This is a genomic window from Nguyenibacter vanlangensis, assembly GCF_038719015.1.
Taxonomy (GTDB): domain Bacteria; phylum Pseudomonadota; class Alphaproteobacteria; order Acetobacterales; family Acetobacteraceae; genus Gluconacetobacter; species Gluconacetobacter vanlangensis.
Genome location: NZ_CP152276.1, coordinates 3,903,967 through 3,920,729, shown reverse-complemented (window position 1 = coordinate 3,920,729; position 16,763 = coordinate 3,903,967). Strand labels below are relative to the sequence as shown.

Below are 16,763 nucleotides of genomic sequence, written 5' to 3'. Positions count from 1 at the left end.
TTTCTCCGTCTCGACGGCTCGTGATTGAGCCCGTGGACAGACACTAAGCTTGCAGCCAAAAGTCTCAAATGTCATATAAGCGGACATTTAGGACATAGGGCGGGACGCCATGCGTGACATCGCTTTCCTCGTTTACCCCGGCTATTCGCTGATGGCGCTGGCCATGGTGGCGGGCTTCGAAGTGGCCAATTCTATGGTCGATCCCGAGCCCTACGCGTTCCACTACGTGTCCGAAGAGGGCGGCCCGATCAAAACCTCGACTGGCCTGAAGCTGGAAACAGAGCAGTTCACGGAAAAGCCGTTCGACACGCTTGTCGTCGGCGGTGCCGCCGTGATTGCACCCTCAACCCCTGGCGTCATCGAATTCATGCGGGACGCGCCCAAGCGTCATCGGCGGGTTGCAGCGGTCTGCACCGGCGCCTTCGTCCTGGCCGAGGCGGGACTCCTGGATGGACGGCGCGCCACCACCCACTGGATTCATGCGCGCGCGCTACAGCGGACTTATCCGAAGGCGAAGATGGAAGAGGATCGCATCTTCATCAACGACGGGCCGATCTGGACGTCGGCGGGCATGACGGCCGGTGTCGACCTCGGCCTGGCGCTCATCGAGAACGATCTCGGACCCGAGATTGCCAAGGCCGTGGCGCGAAAACTGGTCATCTACCACCGTCGCGGCGGCGGGCAGTCGCAGTTCTCCACCTTGCTCGAACTCTCGCCGAAATCGGACCGCATCCAGGCGGCCCTCGCCTACGCACGCGATAACCTTCATAAGCCCTTGACCGTCCCCGACCTTGCCGAAGCGGCCAACCTCAGCCCGCGTCAGTTCAGCCGTGCCTTCCACGCCGAAACGGGCCAGTCTCCGGCCAAGGCGATCGAGAATCTTCGGGTCGAGGGCGCGCGCAATCTCATGGAGCAAAGCCGCCATCCGATCGACATGGTGGCCCGGCAAACCGGCTTTAGCGACCGCGACCACATGAGGAGAGCATTTCTTCGCGCTTTTGGGCAGCCGCCACAGGTTCTCCGCCGTAATGCCCGGCTGGGGTCAATCGACATCAACGACGAAGCTGACGAGCCCATCGGCGCGGTGTAACGAACAGGTCTTCGCCCCGTTCGGATATTCCGTTCCGATATGCCGCCGAAAACCATGAATGACCGTTAAGCCGCCGCCCTGGTCGGGGACGGCGGCAATCGTTCAGGCCGCGAAGCTGGGGCGCCCGGCGATCTTGTCGTACCACCGGCGCGTCGCGCTATTCCCGTCCGGGATCGGGAGGGCCAACGCCTTGGCCGCGAAATCGATCGCGACGACGGCAGTGATGTCGGCCGCGCTGAACCGGTCGCCCGCGACGAACGGCGCCTCGCCGAGCCTGGTTTCGAGATCGGCATGGAAATCCGCGATCCGCTGGTAGCCGCGCTCCACGATCCCCGGGATCTGCTCGTAACCGTGCGTGCCGGCGATTGCGCGCCCCTTGAGCCCCGGAACCTTGTTGCGGATGGTCTCCATCACCGCCGCAAAGCCCTCAAGCTCCATCCGGCGTTCCCACATCGTCACCAGCGCCTTGTCCGCGGGCGATGTGCCGAGCAACGGCGTGCCGGGATAGGCCTCTTCAAGATAACGCAGGATCGCCGGCACCTCGCCGATCGCCGTCCCGTCTTCGAGAACCAGCGTCGGGACGACCTGGCGCGGATTGATTTTGACGTAGGCTTCGGAGAACTGCTCCCTCGCGCCGAGATCGACGGGGATACGCGAGACGCAAATTCCCTTCTCCGCGATAAAGATGCGAACACGGCGCGAATTGGGCGAGCCGCTCGACTCATAGAGTTTCAGATGATCGTTTGACATGACGGGACCTTTTGAATGGGGGTTGAAAACGGGGGATGTCGGACATGCCAGCGGGGGCCGGGTTTCGAGCCCGGCCCCCCTTGGGGTCAGCCGGCCGACTTGCCGCCGTCGACGGTCAGGATGTGACCGGTGACGAAGCTGGCGTCGTCCGAAGCGATGTAGAGGATCGCGCGCGCGATCTCGTCGGGCTGGCCGATCCGCTTTTGGGCGTTGAGGGTCGCCAGATAGGCCTTGACCTCCTCGCCGCCGGTGAAGCGGTCGAGCATGCCGGTCTGGATCGGTCCCGGCGCCACGGCGTTGACCCGGATGCCAAGGCTGCCGACCTCCAGCGCGACCGACTTGGTCAGGCCCTCGACCGCATGCTTGCTCGCGGCATAGATCGACGCGCCGGCGCCACCCTCGTGCCCGAAGGTCGAGGAGATGTTGACGATGCTGCCGCTGCCCTGAGCCTGCATGACGCGCAGTTCATGCTTCATGCTGAGGATCGTGCCGAGGACGTTGGTGTCGAAAGTCGCGGCATAGCTCTCGGGGGTCTGGTCGACAGCCGGGCCGGGCGTGCCTTCGGTGCCGGCGGAATTGACGGCGATGTCCAGCCGGCCGAAGCGCCTGACGGTCTCATCGACGAGGGCACGAACGTCGTCCTCGTGGCGCACGTCGGCGCGGACGAATTCCGCTTCCGCGCCGACGGCGCGCAGTTCCGCGACGAGAGCAGCCCCCGCGTCGTCGTGGCGGCCGGAGGCGACGATCTTCGCCCCTTTCCCGGCGAAGGCGAAAGCGGTGGCGCGGGCGATGCCGGTGAGTGCGCCGGTGATCAGAACGACGGGCGTAGTCATGTTATTCTCCATTCGAAATAATGTTCCAGTTGACCATGCCATACCTTGATTGTCTGGCTCGGCCATCGTGGATTTCGGGCTTGCGTAAACTCGGCTGGACAATCCGGCCGGTGAGAGAGGAATAGGCTTCGAATTCTTCGGGGAAAAAGACTTTGTTTCTTGGGATCCATGCTTGTAAGGTATGGATTATGGATCTTCGTCATCTCCGGTATTTCATCGCCGTCGCCGAGGAAGGCAGCCTGACCGTCGCGGCAGAGAAGCGGCTGCATACCGCGCAGCCATCCCTCAGCCGGCAGATGCGCGATCTCGAGGCCGAGCTTGGGTGCGCGCTTCTGATCCGCGGTGCAAAGGGCATTGAACTGACCGCCGCGGGTCGCGTGTTTCTCGACCACGCGCGCGCCGTACTCGTCCAGGTCGAAGCGACGGTCGAGGCCACGCGCCGCGCCGCAGTGCCCGCCAAGCGGTCTTTCGTCCTCGGCTTCCTGACCGGCTATGAATTCGACTGGCTACCGGCGGTCATGCGCATCATGCGTGACGAACTGCCGAATACCGAGGTCGTACTTCTCAGCCTCTCATCGCCTGACCTGGCCGAGGGATTGATGCGCGGCAAGATCGACCTCGCCTTTCTCCGGCACGAACGCAACGCGCCGGGAATCGTCTTCACGCGATTGATCGATGAGCCGCTGATCGTGCTGATGCCGGTGGATCATCCGCTCACGGCACGCAGTGCCGTCACCAGCGAGGACATCATCGGGGAAGAACTCGTCGGCGTTCCTCACGACAAGTCCCCGGCGCTCAGGGCGGTGACCGACGCCTACGGCGCGAAACTGGGCATCGATCTCACGCCCGACCACGATGTCGACAACCTCGCGATGGCGATGTCGCTGGTCACCTCGACCCGCGGCATCGCCCTGATGCCGCTCTATGCGCGCAACCTGCTGCCCCCGACTGTCGTCAGCAGACCACTCGCCGGCGTTCCGCCGACGATCGACCTGTCGCTGGGCTACAACGAAGCCAATACATCCCCCCTTCTCAAGACCATCGTATCCAAGATCGGTGATCTCAAATTCGCCAATCCTTGAGCGTCGGCTTCAGCCGTCAATTGATCACGAAACAAACGCAGCAGCGCAGACGGCCAATGGTGTGGCCCGAAAATCGACGACCACGCGGTTATAAACGTTCACGAGCCCGATCGCGACCGTGAGATCGGCAAGCTCTTTCGCTCACCGACGCCGCCTCGCGCATTACCTCAGCAAAAATGTTTCCTGTACCTGGCCTGTTGCCTCACATGAAATGTTCCCCTGTCGCGAACGGCGACCCTTTCTGCTGCGGGTGTCGACAGCATATTCATCAACGCTACGCTGAAAGAATATCGCGTGCGGCATGGGATCTAATTCACGCGTGCCTCCCGTATCAAAAGCACGATCAGGCCTGGGTGGAGCAGAAGAACGGGGCGGGTGCGTCGGGCGATCGGCTACAGCGCCTGCGGCGGCAACGTCTCCATTGCCGCCCGATCGGGCGGCAAGGGGGATCGACGGGTGAAGCAAGAGGTGCAACCTAATGAGTAACAGTCAGACCCCCGGCAAAATTTCCCAATGCGCAATGGGTTCTCATCCTGATTGTCGCGCCGTACTCAATCATCATCCTTGTGGGTAGCTACAAAAACATCTCCGGCCGCGTTAATCCAGCCGCGGAACATTCCCTCGGTATTAAACTCAGCCGTTACGGAACCAGCAGGATCAATAGCGATGATTCCCCCGCCGATACCATACGGATTAAGTGCTTCCGCTCTCGGCCCTTCCGCCGGCAACCATCCTGGCGGGATCGACGATCCGGTCGAACATCTCCGCGCTGACGAATCCCAACTGCAACGCCGCGTCCCGCAGGCTCAAATCATGCGCCATCGCATGGTGCGCGACGCGGGACGCCTTGTCATAGCCGATCACCGGCACCAGCGCGGTGACCAGCATCAGCGATCGCGCGACATGTTCGGCGATCCGCCGCCGGTCCGGTTCGGTGCCGGCGACCAGGAACGTCCGGAAATTCCGGCACCCGTCATGCAGCAGGCCGATCGACTGCATGATATTATGAATAATCAGCGGCTTGTAGACATTCATCTCCAGATAGCCGCCGGCACCGCCGAACCCCACCGCCACGTCATTGGCCATCACCTGCACCGCGATCATCGTCAGGGCCTCGGCCTGGGTCGGATTCACCTTGCCCGGCATGATCGACGAACCGGGCTCATTTTCGGGAATCCGCAATTCCGCAAACCCGGCACGCGGGCCACAGGACAGCAGGCGGATGTCGTTGGCGATCTTGAACAGCGACCCGGCCAGGCCCCGCAGCGTGCCCGAAAGCTGAACCAGCGCGTCATGCGCGCCCTGGACGGCGAATTTGTTGGGCGCGGTGACGAAGGGCAGGCCCGTCAGCGCCGCGATCCGCGCGGCGGCCGCCTCGGCGAAACCCGGCGCGGCATTGATGCCGGTCCCCACCGCGGTGCCGCCCAGCGCCAGCCGGTACAAGGCCGGCAGCGCCGCCCCCAGCCGCTCCAGCGCCTCATCCAGCATCCTGACATAGCCCGACCATTCCTGGCCCAGCGTCAGCGGCGTCGCATCCTGCATATGGGTCCGCCCGATCTTGACGATATCCGCCCAGGCCCGGGCCTTGGCGTCGATCGCGTCGCGCAGCGCCGTCACTTCGGGCTCCAGCCGCCGCACCACCCCCAGCGCCGCCGCGACATGCATCGCGCTGGGAAACGTATCGTTCGAGGATTGCGACATGTTGACATGGTCGTTGGGATGAACCGGGCTCTTGCTGCCCAGCGCGGTGCCGGCCATCTGGCAGCACCGGTTCGCGATCACCTCGTTGACATTCATGTTGAATTGCGTGCCGCTGCCGGTCATCCAGACATGCAGCGGAAACATGTCCCGGTGCCGTCCGGCCAGGATCTCGTCGCAAGCCTGGCAGATCAGCCCCGCCGCCTCTTCGGACAAATTCCGGCCGTCGCGATTGGCAAGGGCCGACGCCTTCTTGATGATCGCATAGGCATCGACCATCTCGGCCGGCATCAAATCCCGCCCGATGCTGAAATATTCCAGCGAACGCTGCGTCTGCGCGCCCCACAGCCGGTCGGCGGGCACCGCAACCGGCCCCAGGCTGTCCGTTTCTATCCGCGTTCCAGGTTCCACCGGCGTCCCCGACATGACCGTTCCTTCCCTTCCCGGACATGATACCGTCACCATGGCCGCCGGCCCGGATCTCCATCGTCCAAACCGCCACTACGGATCAAACGCAATCCCCACAAGGGGGATCCGTGGGGGGATCCAGCCGGGAGAATCCCGGGGGCGACCTGCCCCGGCAGGATGCGCGCCACCTTGACAGATCGCCGCAGGATAAGAACATGACATCGTTCCATTTTCCGGACGAGGAAGGACGAGAATGCACATGTCGGCTCCCACGAAAGCACGCGGCGCTTCCCGCATCCTCCCTGTCATGCAGCTTGCGGGCATGCTTCTCGCGGGGGCCGGGGCGGCCCTGTCCGCGACGGCCGCGCACGACGCGCGCGCCCAGGCCTCGGCCATCACCGGCAACCAGGTCACCACCGGCACGGTCGAGACGGTCGATCCGGCCACCGGCACGGTGCTGCTGCGCGACCAGGCGGACGGCCTGGTCACGGTGCACATCCCGCGAGGCGCCCGCCACCTGCCCCGCGTACAGCCGGGGGACAAGATCCGCATCCGCTTCTTCCAGACGATCGCCGCCGACATCGCGGCCCCCGGCAGCCCGATGCCGGAATCAACGGTCAGTTCGGCCCAGGGCCTGGCCAACCGCCACCCCCACGGCACCATGATCTCCTTTCGCCGCGAACGGGTGCGAATCCTGGCGATCGACGCGCCGCACCATATCGTCACCGTCATCGACCCGGCACAGATGACCCGCACCGTGACCGTACGGGAAAAGCCGATGCAGGACCTGCTGGCCACGCTCAAGGTCGGGGACCAGGTCGATATCACGACCATGGACGCGGTTTCATTCACCGTCACCAACCGGGTCGTCACCCCCTCGGCAACCGTGACCGAACACGCGGGCCGGCCGGCCGGCGGCACGCCGCCCGGCCCCTGACCCCACGCGGCCGCCGGCGCAAAGCGGCGGTCTTGGCCCGATCCGTCGCTTCAGCCGACATTGCGACGGACCGGGCCCCGGCTTTCAGGGGAAGTTTCCATTGCCGACGGGATTCGCGTCACTGACGCAATTGGTGCAGACCCCGGCACCATCCGCCATGGAACAGGCGGACAGCGCGACCGACAAGGATGCAGCCGCAACCCGGACGATCAGCATCCGATGCGTGTTCCTGTTCATTCCACGCCCTCTTTCAAATATGACGGCGCCCCGGCCGAAGCGGCCTCCAGCGCCGCCCGCACGCCCTCGGCCCAGGCCGGATCGGCCTTGGCGAAATGGGCCAGTTGCCGTTCGACGATCTCCCGCGGCACGCCCTGCATCGCGGCGGCGATATTGGCGAAGAAGCGCGCCCGCTGGCCGGCATCGAACATCCGGAACAAAGCGGCCGGCTGGCTGTAATCGTCATTGCCCGCCCGATGGTCGTACCAGGCCGCGTCCCCGCTGATGCGCAATGGCGGTTCGGCGGCCGAACGGTCCTCCACCGGACCGCCGAAGGAATTCGGCTCGTAATACGCATCAGTGCCGCGCGGCGCGTCGAAGCGCATCGCCCCATCGGCATGATAGGTATGGACCGAAGCCGCGTGCGGCCGGTTGACCGGCAGCGCCTCGTAATGCGTGCCGACGCGATAGCGATGGGCGTCGGCATAGGCGAACAGCCGGCCCTGCAGCACCTTGTCGGGCGAAAACCCGATCCCCGGAACGATGTTCGACGGCGAGAACGACGCCTGCTCGATCTCGGCGAAATAATGCGCCGGATTGCGGTTCAGCTCCAGCACCCCGACTTCCATCAGCGGATAATCCTTGTGCGGCCAGACTTTGGTCAGGTCGAACGGGTTATAGGACGTCGTCTCGGCCTCCAGTTCCGGCATGATCTGCACATGGACGGTCCAGCGCGGGAATTCGCCGCGCTCGATCGCCTCGTACAGGTCCCGCTGCGCGCTCTCCCGATCCTGGGCGATCACCGCATTGCCTTCCGCATTGGTCCAGAACCGATGGCCCTGCTGCGTCTTGAAATGGAACTTGACCCAGAACCGCTCGCCCGCATCGTTCCAGAAGGAAAATGTGTGGCTGCCATAGCCGTTCATGAAGCGATGGCCCTGCGGCAGGCCCCGGTCGGAAAACAGGATCGCAACCTGGTGCAGGCTTTCCGGGCTCAGCGACCAGAAATCCCACATCGCGGTGGCCGAACGCAGATTGGTCCGCGGATGGCGCTTCTGCGTGCGGATGAAATCGGGAAATTTCATCGGATCGCGGATGAAGAAGACCGGCGTATTATTGCCGACCAGGTCCCAGTTGCCCTCCTCGGTATAGAATTTCAGGGCGAAACCGCGCACGTCGCGCTCGGCATCGGCCGCGCCACGCTCGCCCGCCACGGTCGAGAAACGGGCCAGCACCTCGGTCTGCTTGCCGATTCCCGAAAACAGGCGGGCACGGGAATAGCGGCTGATGTCCCGCGTCACCGTGAAGGTGCCATAGGCGCCCGAACCCTTGGCATGGACCACGCGCTCGGGAATCCGCTCGCGGTTCTGGTGCGCCAGCTTCTCCAGCAACTGATAGTTTTCCAGCAGCAGCGGCCCGCGCGGGCCGGCACTCCGGCTGTTCTGGTTGTCGGGCACCGGCGAACCCGCCGTGGTGGTCAGTACCGGCCTGTGGGATATGTCGGACATTCTCGCTCTTCCCTTGCGCTCACAATGGCGTCACCGGCACGCTAAGGGACGCCATTCAATAACGAAAATCGATTCTCTATATCATCACGATAGGCAATACTTATGATATAGAGCAAGGCATGCAGACCACCTCCCTGTCCGGCCTCTCCCTGCGCGATTGCGAATATGCGCTGACCGTCGCCGAAACCGGCCATTTCGGCCGGGCCGCCGAACGCTGCGGCGTCAGCCAGCCGGCGCTGAGCGAACAGATCCGCAAGCTGGAGGCCCTGCTGGGCTGCGCATTGTTCGAGCGCGGGCGCGGCGGCGCCCGCCCGACGCCGCAGGGTACCCCCCTGCTGGCCCAGATCGGGCGCGTCGTCCGCGAAAGCCGCGCCGTACTGGAACTGGCACGCACCCACACGACCCCGCTGGACGGCAGGCTGGCGCTGGGGGTCATCCCCACCCTCGGCCCCTATTACATCCCGGGCCTGCTGCAATTGCTGCGCGCCCGCCTGCCCGGCCTGTCGCTGCGCCTGACCGAGGAACGCACCGAGCCCCTCCTGGCCGCGCTGGCCGACTACACGCTGGACGCCGCCCTGATCGCCCTGCCCGCCGACCAGCCCGGCCTGGTGGCCGAACCCCTGTTCTTCGAACCGTTCCACGCCCTGCTGCCCGCCGACCACCCGCTGGCGGCCCAACGGGCACTCTCCGTCACCGACCTGGCCCGGCCGGACCTGCTGCTGCTGGAAGACGGGCATTGCCTGCGCGCGCAAACCGTCTCGCTCTGCCACGTGCCGGCCGAATCGCAGCGGGCGGCGAACCCGCGCGTCGCCCCCAGCCTGGAAATGCTGCGTCATATGGTCGCGGCCGGCGAGGGCATCGCCCTGATGCCCGCCCTGGCGATCCAGGACCGGATCCAGGACCGGATCCAGGACCGCACGGGCGACGGCGCCCTGACCTGCAGCCGCCCACTGACCGACCCCCGGGCCGGACGCCGGATCGGCCTGGCCTGGCGCGCGACCGACCCGAGGGGGGCGGATTTCACCCGCCTGGCGGAGCTATTGCGCGCGTGATTCCAAAAAGGGCGCTTCGACCCCTCGCCAGCCTCCCGTGCCGCATGACGATCTCCCCTATCGGCCATCCGCCAGGGCCATGCGCAACGCCTCGGCCAGTTGCAGGCGCAGCCAGATCAGCCCGGCATCCGCCAGCCCGTCGAGCCGCATCAGGATATGCACCTCGCCGCCGGTGATCGGCACCGGCAGCGGGCTGACATGCAGCCCGGACTGCCGGGCCAGGGCATAGCCGACATAATGCGGCACCACCGCCAGCGCGTACTGACCCAGCAGAAACGCCGGCAACGCGCCGAAATTGCTGACGACGACCCGGACCCGCCGGCGCAGCCCCTCCTGGCGCAACATCGTCTCGACGATCGTGCCGCGCGTGGCGGCCTCCGTCAGGATATGCGGCACGTCCAGAAATTCCTCCCGCCCGATGACCGGCCCCAGGCCGCATCCGGCAGGATCGTACAGGCAGACGAAATGATAACGCCCCACCGTCATTTCGGCGCAGCGATGGTCCGGCAGGCCGCGAATGGTCGCCGCCAGCTCGATGTCCCGCCGCTCCAGCAGGTCGGCGGCCTGCCGCGTCTCCGGCGCCCGGAATCGCGTCATCGTCAGCGGCGCGGCCCGCCAGAGCATCGCGCTCAGCACCGGTCCGGCCGCCAGGTCCAGGCCCGCGGTCATGCCGACGACGAATTGCCGCGTCGCCGTCTCCGGCAGGAAATCCCGGCTGCCGCCCAGCGCCAGACGGATCTGTTCGACATCGCGCTCCAGTTGAGGCGCCATCATCGTGGCCCGCACCGTCGGCCGCATCCCGCCGCGCGTGCGGACGAACAATTCATCCCCGCAGGCGGTGCGCAGCCGCTTCAGCGCATTGCTGACCGCCGGCTGCGTCAGGGCCAGCCGCACGGCCGCGCCGCTGACGCTGCGCTCATACCACAAGGCCAGGAAGATCGTCGCCAGATTGAGATCGATGCGCCTATTATTCATTAGATCAATATCATAGACGAGAAATTATAATTTGACCACGCAACGTTCATGCATAAGCTTCGTGCAGGGGACATTATACACTTCATACACCTCGAGGCGGCCGGGCGCTGAGAGCATCTTCTTTTTCTGAAGAAAAAGAAGCAAAAAGACTTTTATTCGTTAGGAGATTTTGCATGGTCCGGCTCACCGGGCCAAGACGACGAACATGCGCCCCACTCCATTACGTTTCGATAACAGGATACTTCATCAGAAGACACCTCCAGGATCCAATCAATCTGACCAAGTATATGTTAATAACATATATCAATAATTAAAATAAACCCGCCGTATGCGCCTGTGACGCACCATGAACGCCGACATGACCGAGTGAGAGAGATGTCAAGGACCGTAGAATTGTCGAAGACCCGATCGGGATGGCTGCGCGCGCTGCTCCATGGCACGTCGCTCGCGACCGCATTGCAGGCCCTGCCCGGCCATCCCCGGGCCGCGCCATGGCCGGCCGCCGCGGGGCGCGGTTCCTGCCATGTCACGAAACAGGCCGACGTCCCGGCGAAAATGCGCGACGGCACCATCCTGCGCGCCGACATCTATCGCCCGGACAGCACGGCGCCGGTCCCGGTCATCCTGATGCGCACCCAGTATGGCAAGGACGCCGCGCAGGTCCAGCCGTCGCGCTTCCAGACGCCGGACTGGTTCGCCTCGCACTGCTATCTGGTGGTGGTGCAGGACATTCGCGGCCAGGGAAAATCCGGCGGCACGTTCTACGAATATCGCTATGACCGCGATGACGGCTATGACACGGTCGAATGGGCCGCCCGCCTGCCCGGGGCCGACGGCAAGGTCGGGATGTACGGCTCGTCCTATGTCGGGGCGACACAATGGCTGGCCGCCACCGCGTCGCCGCCGTCACTGAAGACCATCGTCCCGTCCAACACGGGCTCGGATTACTATGACGGCTGGACATATGAGGACGGGGCATTCCGCCTGGCCTTCATCGCACCATGGATGATGGAGACGATCGCCTCCAGCGCCGCCGCCAACCGCGGCGATACCGCGCTGGCGGCCGAATTGCGGGCCGACGGCATGAATCCGGCGGCCTGGCTGCGCGACACGCCCTATCTGTCCTTTCCGCCCCTGCGCCCCGGCGACCCCAAGGTCGCGCCCTATTTCTACGACGCCATCCGTCACCCGTCGCGCGACGGCTATTGGAAAGCGTTCGAAATCCGTTCGCGCTATCCGAATGTGCAGGTGCCGGTCCTTGCCTTCGACGGCTGGTATGATTCGTTCCTGACCGGCGCGCTGGAAAATTTCAACGGCATGCGCACCCAGGGCGGCACCCCCGCGGCGCGGCGCAACCAGCGCATCATCCTCGGCCCCTGGGAACATCTGGGCTGGGGGCGGCCCGACAGCCTGGTCAGCCCGCGCCTGAAGGCGATCGGCCCCGTCTCCGACAGTCCGGTCAATGAATTGATGCTCGCCTGGTTCGACCATTTCCTCAAGGGCAAGGATGACGGCGTGCAGACCGGCCCGCGCATCGACTACTTCACCATGGGTGAAAATCGCTGGCATGTCGCCGATCGCTGGCCGGTGGCCGGCACGACCTACCAGACATGGTATCTGGGCAGCGCGCGGGACGCATCCTCGGTCATGGGCGACGGCGCGCTGACGACGACCCCGCCGGGCAGCACGCCCCCTTCCCCCGCCGCGCCGCCCCACGGCACAATCGACCCGGCCAGGCTGACCGCGCCCAGCGACCATTTCGTCTATGATCCGGCCAATCCGGTTCCCAGCATCGGCGGCCATTCCTGCTGCGCGTGGAATTCCGGCCCGCAGGGCCAGTTCGATCAATCGGCCATCGAACAGCGCCCGGACATCCTGGTCTATACCAGCAATGTCCTGACCGCGCCGCTGAACGTCACGGGACCGATCACCGTCATCCTCTATGCCGCCACCACGGCCAGGGATACGGATTTCACCGCCAAGCTGGTCGACGTCCATCCCGACGGCAGCGCGATCAACCTCAATAACGGCATCGTCGTCGCCCGCTACCGCGCGTCGCTGACCGACCCCACGCCGATCACGCCGAACCAGATCTACGAATACCGGATCAAGGTCTGGCCGACCAGCAACCTGTTCCTGCCCGGCCATCGGATCAGGCTGGAAATCTCCTCCAGCGACTTCCCGCAATTCGCCCCCAACCCGAATACCGGGGCACCGTTCGGACACTCCGCCGCCATCGTCAAGGCCGCGCAGACGATCTGGCACGACGCCGCCCACCGCTCGGCACTGATCCTGCCCGTCCTGCCGCCCCAGGCCGCGGGCAGCGGCGTGGACCATCCGCCGGTCGACTGACAGCCACGTCCGAACGACCCCCGACACGGACCATATCATTTCCACATCGCATCATAGTGAACGATCACGGCCCGCGCGAGACTTGGCCGGAGGAACCAACCGATGACAGACCAAGACCGGACAAGGTCGTCCGCGGGGCAACCGGCCCGCCCCCTGCCCGCCGGCGCGCCGCATCTCCGACGAAGCCCGCGCGCCCTGCTGCTGCTGGCCTCGGCCGCCATCGTTCTGGGCGCGGCCGTGCCGCTCCGCCCCGGCCACGCGGCGACACCCGCCGCCACGCAGCGCAAGAAGGCCAGGCCCGCGGATCGACACGCCGCCGCCCGCCCGCCCGCCGCCTCCGAGGACATCACCGTGACCGGCGGCATGGCCACCGCCAACGGCGTCACCAACACCACGCCCGGCGGCGGCCTGATGGCGCCGCAGACCGTCGCGAAAAGCCGCAGCACGATCACCCGCGACTTCATCGCCAAGCAATCGCCGACCACCAACGCGATCGCGATGATCGCCAACCTGCCCGGCGTGGTCGCCGCCAGCACCGACCCGCTGGGCCAGTCGACGACGGCCATGTCGATGCGCGGCCTGATGCAGACCGAAATCGGCTTCACCTACGAAGACATGCCGATCGCGGATTCGATCAACTATACGCCCTATGTCCAGGCGGCGGTCGATACCGACAATATCGCCGCGATCACCGTCAACCAGGGCGCGCCCGACATCACCTCGCCGGTCTATAACGACGTGGGCGGATTGCTGAAGATCACGCTGCGCCATGCCGCCGACAATTTCGGCGGCACGGCGAATCTCTCCTACGGCTCGAAATCCCTCGAACGCGAATTCATCCGCCTGGACAGCGGCGAACTCGGCCATAGCGGGATCAAGGCCTTCGCCTCCTTCTCCTCGACTACGAACGACGAATGGCGCGGTTCCGGCACCTTCAGGAAATATCACGTCGATTCCGAAATCCGCAAGGACTGGACGCCGGACACCAGCCTGGCATTCATCCTGTCCTACGACAATTGGCAGCAGGGCAATTACCGCCCCATGACCATGGCGGCCTGGCACGCCTACGGAATCAACTACAATTACGACAAAGACTACACACGTGGCGACTATAACTGGATCGGCCTGAACCAGTACACCCGGCGTTCCCTCATCATGATGCTGCCCTTCAAGGCCCGGCTGGCCGACGGGCTGCATGTCCACCTGACCCCATCCTTCGCCGATTACGAGGAATATTATTTCGGCGGCACCAACATCAACAATACAAGATCCTGGTACGGCAACCAGCCGGCCGGCAACCTGAACCTGCCCGCCCAGTTCACCCTGAACGGCGTGCCCGGCGAGGCGACCGTCGAGCAGATCAACCCCGTGCCGCAGAAAAGCTTCGTGCTGGATAGCGGCCTGTCCTGGGAAAAGGGGAACAACATTTTTCAGGCCGGCTATTCCTATAATTATGTCGATCTCCTGGAACAGATCTGGTACGAAGGCGTCAACGCCCAGGGCGGCATGGCCAACCACGAAGGCGCCTATCCCATCCGGATGGCGAACGGCGTGCGCTACAACACGCTCGACCAGCATTTCCAGCACCAGATGAACGCGCTGTACGTGTCCGACACGCTGAAATTGCTCGGCGGCCGGCTAGTCCTCAATGCCGGCCTGAAATATCTGATGATCTTCCGCGACATGGTCAACCGCACGCCGGGCGCCATCCGCTATGCCGGCGGCGCCTACGCCCAGCCGCTGCCGCAGATCTCGGCCAGCTACCGGCTGACCCCGCACGACCAGATCTATCTCGACGCCACGACCGCCTATCGCGCCCCGGCCTCTGTCGAGGCCTACGGCCAGCTCTTCTCGCCCGGCCGGCCGGGACCGACCTCGTCCTTCGTGCCCATGACCGGCGAATATGCGATCGGCGAGGAAATCGGCTATCGTCATTACGGGCTGGTCAATGTCGCGCTCGCCTTGTTCAACTACAACATCACCAACAACCAGGTCACGTCGAACGTCTATATCGGCAATTTGCCGATCCCCGAACCGATCCAGGCCGGCGGCAAGACGTCGCGCGGCGCGCAGGTCGAACTGGGGCTGCGGCCATGGCATCATGTCAGCCCATATGTCTCGGCCCAGTACCTGCACGCCACCATGGACAATAATTTCGCCACCAACGGCGTGCTGCTCCCCACCGCCGGCAAGACCGCGGTGCAAAGCCCCGAGGTCACGGCAGCGATCGGCCTGTCCTACGACAACGGATCGGTCTTCGGAAATTTCAGCTTCAACTATATCGGCGCGCAATACGCGACCCTGATGAACGACCAGAAGATGCCCTCGTACGAAACCGCCAACATGACGCTGGGCTATCGCTTCCACAGCGTCGGCTTCGCCCGCCACCCGCAGATCCAGATGAATATCGTCAATATCGGTGCCGAAAACTACCTCTCCGGCATCCAGAGCGTCACCGCGAACGCCCACCCGGTGGTCGTCGGCGGCCACACCATCGCCGGCGCCGCCCCCCTCTACCTCGTCGGCGGCGGGATCGCGGTCATCGGCTCGGTCTCGACCGCGTTCTGATTGCGCTCCCGCTCTTCACCCGTTGACCGGGATCGTCACGATCGTGCTGGGCCCCTTGCTGGTCTTCGACAGTTCCAGCAGGATCTGCAGCATCGTAAAGGCCAGCTTGCTGTCGAAATCGTCGTCGGCGATCCAGTAATATTTATGGTTGTACGTGGTCCATGAAAACACCGACTCCGGCCGTTCCCTGGTCACGTGCACCACGACGATGGGCCGCGTTTCGCGCCCGATCAGCTTGATCGTCGGCCGGGTGCGGCCCGAGCGGATATCGTCCTCGGGCACATCGATCTGATAGGCGATCTGCCCCAGTACCCCCAGGATGGTACGCGTCAGCAGCCGGATCTGCCCGCGCCGGGGCCTGCCCCCGCCATAGACGACCTCAACCCGCTCGTCATCCTGCGCCATGCCCAGCAGGCGGCGCACCTCACGCACGACCGGCATCAGCGCCGCATTGTCCGTCGAGGCGATCGACAGATAGACCCGATCGGCCACCGGTTCCTTGCCGTTCGCGGCCGTGCTGTGCTCCAGTTGAATGCCCAGCAATCCGGCCACCTGCAGCACCCGCAGATCATAGATCAGGTCGAAGAAGACCGGCGATCCCCGCCCGGCATCGCCGCCCAGCGCGCCGGCATTGCTGATCAGATTGACCGACTGCACCGCCAGGCGAAACAGCACGTCGATCGGCAGGCCGCCCAGCACCAGCGGCAACAGATTGCCCGGCGGCAGCGGGCGCAGGAAGCTCTGCGCATAGGCATCGCCGGTCACCGGCTGAAAGGTGAAGGTGGGGCTTTCCTGGAATTGCACCGCCGCCCCGCCAAAGGGCCGGCTGGCCGAATAGGTGCCGACGCCCAGCGAGACATTGCGCTGCAGTTGATAGCCGGAAATCAGTTGCGTGGTGTCCAGGAAACCCGGCGTGTCGGCATAGCGCAGACGCACGACATTCAGCAGCGTCTGCTGCTTGCCCGCACTGGTCACGGCCCGGGAATAATCGCTCTGGTCCTGGTCCAGGCGCGTCGGCCCGATCGTGCTGCATCCCCCGGCGACAAGTAACAAAGGCAGGGCGCGGAGCGGACGAAAAATGCGGATCATGGTCCCGTGGCGTATCTGACAACCGGGCTATCTATAAAGACGCCCCGAAAACGGAACCAATCCTATTTTGTTTATATTTTTTAACCAATATGTAACTTTTATACCAACCCACCACCCCAGCCACCGCATCCGGAACAACAAACGAGAGTTAAGTTTCAATCTTTTCGAGATTGAAAGCCATACCGACGCAAACCGTCGAAAATCC

General features: G+C 64.5%; 13 protein-coding genes. 6 read left to right on the top strand and 7 right to left on the bottom strand.

Features of this window, described 5'->3' with window-relative positions; translation table 11 throughout:
- The first annotated feature begins 109 nt into the window (after positions 1-109).
- Entirely contained in the window at positions 110-1,090 is a 981-nt protein-coding gene (locus AAC691_RS18210; RefSeq protein ID WP_323989955.1) for a GlxA family transcriptional regulator, read from the top strand.
- A 102-nt stretch (positions 1,091-1,192) separates the two neighbouring features.
- On the opposite strand, the gene AAC691_RS18205 is transcribed toward AAC691_RS18210, so the two are convergent.
- Both AAC691_RS18205 and AAC691_RS18200 read right to left on the bottom strand, forming a co-directional pair.
- A complete protein-coding gene (locus AAC691_RS18205) occupies positions 1,193-1,840 on the bottom strand; it encodes a glutathione S-transferase (protein ID WP_342627974.1) in 648 nt (215 codons plus the stop codon).
- 86 nt (positions 1,841-1,926) lie between these two features.
- Complete coding sequence (locus tag AAC691_RS18200; RefSeq protein WP_342627973.1) at positions 1,927-2,673, bottom strand: SDR family oxidoreductase; 747 nt, start codon at positions 2,671-2,673, stop codon at positions 1,927-1,929.
- A gap of 152 nt (positions 2,674-2,825) precedes the next feature.
- Here AAC691_RS18200 and AAC691_RS18195 point away from each other — a divergent pair, with 152 nt between their 5' ends.
- The gene (locus AAC691_RS18195; protein WP_342627972.1) at positions 2,826-3,755 is read left to right on the top strand and encodes a LysR family transcriptional regulator; all 930 of its coding nucleotides are present in this window, start codon (positions 2,826-2,828) and stop codon (positions 3,753-3,755) included.
- Positions 3,756-4,448: 693 nt separating this feature from the next.
- On the opposite strand, the gene fumC is transcribed toward AAC691_RS18195, so the two are convergent.
- Positions 4,449-5,879, bottom strand: coding sequence for a class II fumarate hydratase (gene fumC, locus AAC691_RS18190; RefSeq protein WP_342627971.1), 1,431 nt, complete (start codon positions 5,877-5,879; stop codon positions 4,449-4,451).
- A 241-nt stretch (positions 5,880-6,120) separates the two neighbouring features.
- Here fumC and AAC691_RS18185 point away from each other — a divergent pair, with 241 nt between their 5' ends.
- On the top strand, positions 6,121-6,798 hold the full coding sequence (locus tag AAC691_RS18185) for a preprotein translocase subunit YajC (RefSeq protein ID WP_342627970.1): 678 nt from the start codon (positions 6,121-6,123) through the stop codon (positions 6,796-6,798).
- Positions 6,799-6,882: 84 nt separating this feature from the next.
- Here AAC691_RS18185 and AAC691_RS18180 read toward each other — a convergent pair whose 3' ends face one another.
- Both AAC691_RS18180 and AAC691_RS18175 read right to left on the bottom strand, forming a co-directional pair.
- Positions 6,883-7,035 carry a hypothetical protein gene (locus AAC691_RS18180; protein WP_176641174.1) on the bottom strand — a complete coding sequence of 51 codons (153 nt, stop codon included), beginning with the start codon at positions 7,033-7,035 and terminating at the stop codon, positions 6,883-6,885.
- The gene (locus AAC691_RS18175; RefSeq protein ID WP_408906016.1) at positions 7,032-8,522 is read right to left on the bottom strand and encodes a catalase; all 1,491 of its coding nucleotides are present in this window, start codon (positions 8,520-8,522) and stop codon (positions 7,032-7,034) included. The genes AAC691_RS18180 and AAC691_RS18175 overlap by 4 nt, the downstream gene beginning before the upstream one ends.
- Before the next feature lie 119 nt (positions 8,523-8,641).
- Between AAC691_RS18175 and AAC691_RS18170 the strand changes: the two genes are divergently transcribed.
- Entirely contained in the window at positions 8,642-9,574 is a 933-nt protein-coding gene (locus AAC691_RS18170) for a hydrogen peroxide-inducible genes activator (RefSeq protein WP_342627969.1), read from the top strand.
- A gap of 57 nt (positions 9,575-9,631) precedes the next feature.
- On the opposite strand, the gene AAC691_RS18165 is transcribed toward AAC691_RS18170, so the two are convergent.
- On the bottom strand, positions 9,632-10,549 hold the full coding sequence (locus tag AAC691_RS18165) for a LysR family transcriptional regulator (RefSeq protein WP_176640401.1): 918 nt from the start codon (positions 10,547-10,549) through the stop codon (positions 9,632-9,634).
- Between the two features lie 375 nt (positions 10,550-10,924).
- Here AAC691_RS18165 and AAC691_RS18160 point away from each other — a divergent pair, with 375 nt between their 5' ends.
- Positions 10,925-12,901, top strand: a complete 1,977-nt coding sequence (locus AAC691_RS18160; protein WP_342627968.1) for a CocE/NonD family hydrolase — start codon at positions 10,925-10,927, stop codon at positions 12,899-12,901.
- A gap of 102 nt (positions 12,902-13,003) precedes the next feature.
- Entirely contained in the window at positions 13,004-15,469 is a 2,466-nt protein-coding gene (locus tag AAC691_RS18155; RefSeq protein ID WP_342627967.1) for a TonB-dependent receptor domain-containing protein, read from the top strand.
- Between the two features lie 15 nt (positions 15,470-15,484).
- Here AAC691_RS18155 and AAC691_RS18150 read toward each other — a convergent pair whose 3' ends face one another.
- On the bottom strand, positions 15,485-16,558 hold the full coding sequence (locus AAC691_RS18150) for a hypothetical protein (RefSeq protein ID WP_342627966.1): 1,074 nt from the start codon (positions 16,556-16,558) through the stop codon (positions 15,485-15,487).
- Positions 16,559-16,763 lie beyond the last annotated feature (205 nt).

What these genes read in the sequence shown, in the direction of transcription:
- AAC691_RS18210 (WP_323989955.1), top strand. Translation starts at nt 110, where the DNA reads ATGCGTGACATCGCTTTCCTCGTTTACCCCGGCTATTCGCTGATGGCG.
- fumC (WP_342627971.1), bottom strand. Translation starts at nt 5,879, where the DNA reads ATGTCGGGGACGCCGGTGGAACCTGGAACGCGGATAGAAACGGACAGC.
- AAC691_RS18150 (WP_342627966.1), bottom strand. Translation starts at nt 16,558, where the DNA reads ATGATCCGCATTTTTCGTCCGCTCCGCGCCCTGCCTTTGTTACTTGTC.
- AAC691_RS18170 (WP_342627969.1), top strand. Translation starts at nt 8,642, where the DNA reads ATGCAGACCACCTCCCTGTCCGGCCTCTCCCTGCGCGATTGCGAATAT.
- AAC691_RS18180 (WP_176641174.1), bottom strand. Translation starts at nt 7,035, where the DNA reads ATGAACAGGAACACGCATCGGATGCTGATCGTCCGGGTTGCGGCTGCA.
- AAC691_RS18205 (WP_342627974.1), bottom strand. Translation starts at nt 1,840, where the DNA reads ATGTCAAACGATCATCTGAAACTCTATGAGTCGAGCGGCTCGCCCAAT.
- AAC691_RS18200 (WP_342627973.1), bottom strand. Translation starts at nt 2,673, where the DNA reads ATGACTACGCCCGTCGTTCTGATCACCGGCGCACTCACCGGCATCGCC.
- AAC691_RS18155 (WP_342627967.1), top strand. Translation starts at nt 13,004, where the DNA reads ATGACAGACCAAGACCGGACAAGGTCGTCCGCGGGGCAACCGGCCCGC.
- AAC691_RS18185 (WP_342627970.1), top strand. Translation starts at nt 6,121, where the DNA reads ATGTCGGCTCCCACGAAAGCACGCGGCGCTTCCCGCATCCTCCCTGTC.
- AAC691_RS18175 (WP_408906016.1), bottom strand. Translation starts at nt 8,522, where the DNA reads ATGTCCGACATATCCCACAGGCCGGTACTGACCACCACGGCGGGTTCG.
- AAC691_RS18165 (WP_176640401.1), bottom strand. Translation starts at nt 10,549, where the DNA reads ATGAATAATAGGCGCATCGATCTCAATCTGGCGACGATCTTCCTGGCC.
- AAC691_RS18160 (WP_342627968.1), top strand. Translation starts at nt 10,925, where the DNA reads ATGTCAAGGACCGTAGAATTGTCGAAGACCCGATCGGGATGGCTGCGC.